Raw genomic sequence first — 5049 nt, forward strand, 5'->3', positions numbered from 1 at the left:
CACGCTCTTTAACAATATGACAAGCAAATCTGTGTGGGCACTCACAGGTGTTGAGTTATTCGAAATTGTCTCTCACGAGGCAATCAAAAATTTAACTCGACGAATACTCTTTTATTAGAGTAACTGAGTGACCATAGCAATATGTAAACTATGAATTGTAAGATTCATAAACAGTATAATTCGTTGAGCCGTTTCACTCTTAACCGAGTGGAACAAAAAAACTTTAATTGAAGAGTTTGATCATGGCTCAGATTGAACGCTGGCGGCAGGCCTAACACATGCAAGTCGAGCGGTAACACAAGGGAGCTTGCTCCTGAGGTGACGAGCGGCGGACGGGTGAGTAATGCCTAGGTATCTGCCCAGTCGAGGGGGATAACAGTTGGAAACGACTGCTAATACCGCATACGCCCTACGGGGGAAAGGAGGGGACCTTCGGGCCTTTCGCGATTGGATGAACCTAGGTGGGATTAGCTAGTAGGTGGGGTAATGGCTCACCTAGGCAACGATCCCTAGCTGGTCTGAGAGGATGATCAGCCACACTGGAACTGAGACACGGTCCAGACTCCTACGGGAGGCAGCAGTGGGGAATATTGCACAATGGGCGAAAGCCTGATGCAGCCATGCCGCGTGTATGAAGAAGGCCTTCGGGTTGTAAAGTACTTTCAGCGAGGAGGAAAGCTCAATTGTTAATAGCAGTTGGGTGTGACGTTACTCGCAGAAGAAGCACCGGCTAACTTCGTGCCAGCAGCCGCGGTAATACGAGGGGTGCAAGCGTTAATCGGAATTACTGGGCGTAAAGCGTACGCAGGCGGTTTGTTAAGCGAGATGTGAAAGCCCCGGGCTCAACCTGGGAACTGCATTTCGAACTGGCAAACTAGAGTCTTGTAGAGGGGGGTAGAATTTCAGGTGTAGCGGTGAAATGCGTAGAGATCTGAAGGAATACCGGTGGCGAAGGCGGCCCCCTGGACAAAGACTGACGCTCAGGTACGAAAGCGTGGGGAGCAAACAGGATTAGATACCCTGGTAGTCCACGCCGTAAACGATGTCTACTCGGAATTTGGTGTCTTGAACACTGGGTTCTCAAGCTAACGCATTAAGTAGACCGCCTGGGGAGTACGGCCGCAAGGTTAAAACTCAAATGAATTGACGGGGGCCCGCACAAGCGGTGGAGCATGTGGTTTAATTCGATGCAACGCGAAGAACCTTACCTACTCTTGACATCCAGAGAATTCGCTAGAGATAGCTTAGTGCCTTCGGGAACTCTGAGACAGGTGCTGCATGGCTGTCGTCAGCTCGTGTTGTGAAATGTTGGGTTAAGTCCCGCAACGAGCGCAACCCTTATCCTTATTTGCCAGCACGTAATGGTGGGAACTTTAGGGAGACTGCCGGTGATAAACCGGAGGAAGGTGGGGACGACGTCAAGTCATCATGGCCCTTACGAGTAGGGCTACACACGTGCTACAATGGTCGGTACAGAGGGTTGCGAAGCCGCGAGGTGGAGCTAATCTCACAAAGCCGGTCGTAGTCCGGATTGGAGTCTGCAACTCGACTCCATGAAGTCGGAATCGCTAGTAATCGTAGATCAGAATGCTACGGTGAATACGTTCCCGGGCCTTGTACACACCGCCCGTCACACCATGGGAGTGGGCTGCACCAGAAGTAGATAGCTTAACCTTCGGGAGGGCGTTTACCACGGTGTGGTTCATGACTGGGGTGAAGTCGTAACAAGGTAGCCCTAGGGGAACCTGGGGCTGGATCACCTCCTTACCTATACGACTAACTCACATCTGTTAGTAAGAAATTACGTTGAGTGTTCACACAGATTGCTTGTTAATGAGCAAACACATCCTACTTCACGTAGTTGATGTCGTTCTTTAAAAATTTGGAAAGCTGATAGTGTTAATCTGAAAGGGATAGCAACTACGATTTATCGTACTGTTATTTATAGGATTAACGCGAAATTAAAAAATTGAGTTCTAAACACTTAAACATTAAGTGTCTTGGCTTATGACTTAACGGTCATGAGTTAAAAATTCTAATTTTGGCGAAAGTAGAAACCATTAGTTACGATACGACTGTTTTAAGCTTACCCGCTTGAAACAACGGATATCTCTCATAGAGACTTATTTGGGTTGTATGGTTAAGTGACTAAGCGTATATGGTGGATGCCTTGGCAGTCAGAGGCGATGAAGGACGTAGTAACTTGCGAAAAGCGTTGGCGAGCTAGTAACAAGCATTTGAGCTAACGATGTCCGAATGGGGAAACCCACATGCATAAGCATGTATCTTTAACTGAATTCATAGGTTAAAGAGGCAAACCCGGGGAACTGAAACATCTAAGTACCCGGAGGAAAAGAAATCAACCGAGATCCCCCTAGTAGCGGCGAGCGAACGGGGGTTAGCCCTTAAGCGTAGAGGGTGTTAGTGGAATGTGTTGGAAAGCACAGCGGCACAGGGTGATAGCCCCGTACATGAAAACTAACTTTACGTGAAAACGAGTAGGACGGGACACGTGACATCTTGTCTGAACATGGGGGGACCATCCTCCAAGGCTAAATACTCCTGACTGACCGATAGTGAACCAGTACCGTGAGGGAAAGGCGAAAAGAACCCCTGTGAGGGGAGTGAAATAGAACCTGAAACCGTATACGTACAAGCAGTGGGAGCGGTTCTTGAGACCGTGACTGCGTACCTTTTGTATAATGGGTCAGCGACTTACATTTTGTAGCGAGGTTAAGCGAATAGCGGAGCCGTAGGGAAACCGAGTGTTAACTGCGCGTTTAGTTGCAAGGTGTAGACCCGAAACCCGGTGATCTAGCCATGGGCAGGTTGAAGGTTGAGTAACATCAACTGGAGGACCGAACCGACTTATGTTGAAAAATGAGCGGATGACTTGTGGCTGGGGGTGAAAGGCCAATCAAACCGGGAGATATCTGGTTCTCCTCGAAAGCTATTTAGGTAGCGCCTCGTACGAATACCATTGGGGGTAGAGCACTGTTAAGGCTAGGGGGTCATCCCGACTTACCAACCCTTTGCAAACTCCGAATACCAATGAGTACTATACGGGAGACACACGGCGGGTGCTAACGTCCGTCGTGAAAAGGGAAACAACCCAGACCATCAGCTAAGGTCCCAAAGTTATTGCTAAGTGGGAAACGATGTGGGAAGGCTTAGACAGCTAGGATGTTGGCTTAGAAGCAGCCATCATTTAAAGAAAGCGTAATAGCTCACTAGTCGAGTCGGCCTGCGCGGAAGATTTAACGGGGCTAAGCAATACACCGAAGCTATGGGTACTAGATTTATCTAGTGCGGTAGAGGAGCGTTCTGTAAGCCGTTGAAGGTGAAGGGGTAACCCACACTGGAGGTATCAGAAGTGCGAATGCTGACATGAGTAACGATAAAGGGAGTGAAAAACTCCCTCGCCGAAAGACCAAGGGTTCCTGTCCAATGTTAATCAGGGCAGGGTGAGTCGACCCCTAAGGCGAGGCCGAAAGGCGTAGTCGATGGGAAACAGGTTAATATTCCTGTACTTCTGCTAACTGCGATGGAGAGACGGAGAAGGCTAGGCTAGCGCGGCGTTGGTTGTCCGCGTTTAAGGCTGTAGGCTGTGTACTTAGGCAAATCCGGGTACACACTAGGCTGAGAGTTGATGACGAGGTCCTAAGGGACTGAAGTAGTTGATGCCATGCTTCCAGGAAAATCTTCTAAGCTTCAGGTTAGCAGGAATCGTACCCCAAACCGACACAGGTGGTTGGGTAGAGAATACCAAGGCGCTTGAGAGAACTCGGCTGAAGGAACTAGGCAAAATGGTACCGTAACTTCGGGAGAAGGTACGCTGCCGACGGTGATGGGACTTGCTCCCTAAGCTGTTGGCAGTCGCAGATACCAGGTGGCTGCAACTGTTTATCAAAAACACAGTACTGTGCAAACTCGCAAGAGGAAGTATACGGTATGACGCCTGCCCGGTGCCGGAAGGTTAATTGATTGGGTTATCTTCGGAGAAGCTCATGATCGAAGCCCCGGTAAACGGCGGCCGTAACTATAACGGTCCTAAGGTAGCGAAATTCCTTGTCGGGTAAGTTCCGACCTGCACGAATGGCGTAATGATGGCCACGCTGTCTCCAGCCGAGACTCAGTGAAGTTGAAATTGCGGTGAAGATGCCGTATACCCGCGGCTAGACGGAAAGACCCCGTGCACCTTTACTATAGCTTGGCACTGAACATTGAACCTACATGTGTAGGATAGGTGGGAGACTTTGAAGCTCAATCGCTAGATGGAGTGGAGTCAACCTTGAAATACCACCCTTGTAGTTTTGATGTTCTAACCGCGGCCCCTGAATCGGGGTTCGGGACAGTGCCTGGTGGGTAGTTTGACTGGGGCGGTCTCCTCCCAAAGAGTAACGGAGGAGCACGAAGGTTGGCTAAGTACGGTCGGACATCGTACGGTTAGTGCAATGGCATAAGCCAGCTTAACTGCGAGACATACACGTCGAGCAGGTACGAAAGTAGGTCATAGTGATCCGGTGGTTCTGTATGGAAGGGCCATCGCTCAACGGATAAAAGGTACGCCGGGGATAACAGGCTGATACCGCCCAAGAGTTCATATCGACGGCGGTGTTTGGCACCTCGATGTCGGCTCATCACATCCTGGGGCTGAAGTCGGTCCCAAGGGTATGGCTGTTCGCCATTTAAAGTGGTACGCGAGCTGGGTTCAGAACGTCGTGAGACAGTTCGGTCCCTATCTGCCGTGGGCGTTGGATGATTGAAGGAAGCTGCTCCTAGTACGAGAGGACCGGAGTGGACGAACCGCTGGTGTTCGGGTTGTTATGCCAATAGCATTGCCCGGTAGCTACGTTCGGAATCGATAACCGCTGAAAGCATCTAAGCGGGAAGCGAGTCCTAAGATGAGTCATCCCTAGGAATTTAATTCCTCTAAAGAGCCGTTCGAGACTAGGACGTTGATAGGTCAGGTGTGTAAGCGTTGTGAGGCGTTGAGCTAACTGATACTAATGACTCGTGAGGCTTAACCATACAACCCTGATGGGTTTT

Annotated in this window: 2 rRNA genes; both read left to right on the plus strand. The window is 49.8% G+C overall.

Features of this window, described 5'->3' with window-relative positions:
- The first annotated feature begins 224 nt into the window (after positions 1 to 224).
- A 16S ribosomal RNA gene (locus tag AB4238_RS05985) occupies positions 225 to 1767 on the plus strand.
- Positions 1768 to 2138: 371 nt separating this feature from the next.
- Positions 2139 to 5031 (plus strand): 23S ribosomal RNA (locus tag AB4238_RS05990).
- The 16S and 23S rRNA genes sit together here, the layout of an rRNA operon.
- The last annotated feature ends 18 nt before the right edge of the window (positions 5032 to 5049 follow it).

This window comes from Shewanella sp. 10N.286.45.A1 (assembly GCF_041470405.1).
Lineage (GTDB): Bacteria > Pseudomonadota > Gammaproteobacteria > Enterobacterales > Shewanellaceae > Shewanella.